The 1,854-nt window shown below is 33.7% G+C and carries 2 protein-coding genes; both read left to right on the top strand.

Annotation, left to right across the window (positions count from 1 at the left end; translation table 11 throughout):
• Positions 1-524, top strand: a 524-nt coding sequence (locus tag KQI39_RS17510; RefSeq protein WP_253293235.1) for a transposase family protein, incomplete at its 5' end; no start/stop codon positions are given.
• A complete protein-coding gene (locus KQI39_RS17095) occupies positions 487-1,839 on the top strand; it encodes an ISL3 family transposase (RefSeq protein ID WP_330654109.1) in 1,353 nt (450 codons plus the stop codon). The genes KQI39_RS17510 and KQI39_RS17095, both read left to right, overlap by 38 nt.
• Positions 1,840-1,854: the final 15 nt, after the last annotated feature.

Genomic DNA, 1,854 nt, shown 5'->3' with positions numbered 1-1,854 from the left:
GGTTCTTTCCATACTTGGTTGAAATTAACATATTAAAGCTATATAATACATTTAAAATATATTTACCAAGAGAGGGCCGTATGGACGAATTTATCAAATTACTTAATCCTGCTTATAAGCTAATACAATATCGTATAAAGGAAAACAAAGTGATTTTTCATATTGCTTCAACAATAAAGGAACTGGAATGCCCATTTTGTGGAAGCAAAACATCTAAAGTTCATTCTGTATATCAAAGGGAAATTCAAGATCTTCCAATGCAGGGAAAAAAAGTCATCCTTCTGGTTGATACCAGAAAAATGCGATGTATGAATCCAGAATGTTATCATAAAATTTTTTCAGAAAAACATCCATTTGTGGCTGCTAAATCCCAAAAAACGGACAGATTGATCCAAAGTATATTATATACATCATCCCAGCTAAGCTCATTGAATGCTTCCAAGCTTTTAAAAAGCGAAAATATTTCAGTTTGCAAAAGTAGTATCTGTGATCTGCTTAAAAAAAATGCCATCCATTGTGGATAAATCTTCTGTAAAAATGGTATGTGTGGATGACTTTGCACTTCGAAAACGATTTTCTTATGGAACAGTTATGATAAATTTGGAAAATCACCGGATTGTTGATATGATTCCGTCGAGAGATACAGATGATGTCTGCAACTGGCTGGAAACTTTTCGCAATATCGAAGTTATTTCAAGGGATGGAGCCATTACGTACGCATCCGCTGCTACAAATTCTCATCCTGATGTCATACAGATCAGTGACCGTTTTCACTTAATAAAGGGACTCTCGGAAGTTATCTGTAAATATATATTTCGGGAATTTCCTGCAAGGGTTGAAATACCATTAACAGAAAGCGTTACTGATGAAATGAAAGCATTATATAACACTGCAAACCGGTCGTTACGTATAAAATTCGCCCATGAAAAACGCAGGGAAGGATTGACTATATCGGATATAGCGTTATTGTTACATTCATCACCTAAAACAATCCAAAAATATCTTGCTATTCCAGAAGGCCAGATTCCTGAAAGTAAAGCAATTATTAGGGAACGGCAGCATCAGCTGGCAATAAAACAAAAAGAACGGGAAATAAAAAATGCAAGAGAAATGGCATTAGCTGGATATCCAATTGAGCAGATTGCTTCTCTGATGCATCATTCCCATAAAACCATACAAAATTATTTAAATCCTGATTTTTCAGTTACAAATGGCCACTATAATGTTAGGATTCCAGGAAAGTTGGCTTCATATGAAAAAGAGATAATAGAACTCAGAAGCAAAGGATTAACCTATCCCAAAATACATGATATTATTTGTAAAAAGGGATATGCTGGCAGTGTAGCTTCGTTACGAATGTTTATGCAAAAAGAAAGAACACGAATGCATGAACAGAACGAAACGGAAAAGCCGCATTCTGAATATGTGCAAAGGAAATCTTTATGCCAGCTGGTTTATAAAAAACTCGAGGATATAGGTACAATCACTGTCAAACAGTATCAAGAAGTATTAAAAAAATATCCTTTATTGAGTGAACTCTATGCATTAACCAAAGATTTTTGTAGTGTCATATTCTCTAAAAATCCTGCAAAATTGGATGAATGGATCAATACAGCGCAAAAATATGATATTCCTGAACTTCAAACATTTATAAATGGTATAAAAAAGGACATAACTGCTGTAAAAAACGGAATTATATATTCGTATAATAACGGCTTAGCAGAAGGTAGTGTAAATAAAATCAAAGTTATAAAACGAATAATGTATGGCAGAAACAGTTTTGAATTATTGAAAGCAAAAGTATTATTCGGTGAACTTTTTCACAATAAATTCAACTAAGTGTGGAAAGAACCG

It is taken from the genome of Blautia sp. MSJ-36, assembly GCF_018917985.1.
GTDB lineage: Bacteria > Bacillota > Clostridia > Lachnospirales > Lachnospiraceae > Blautia_A.
Note: the sequence above shows the minus strand (reverse complement) of the source record. Positions and strands in the feature narration are given on the sequence as shown.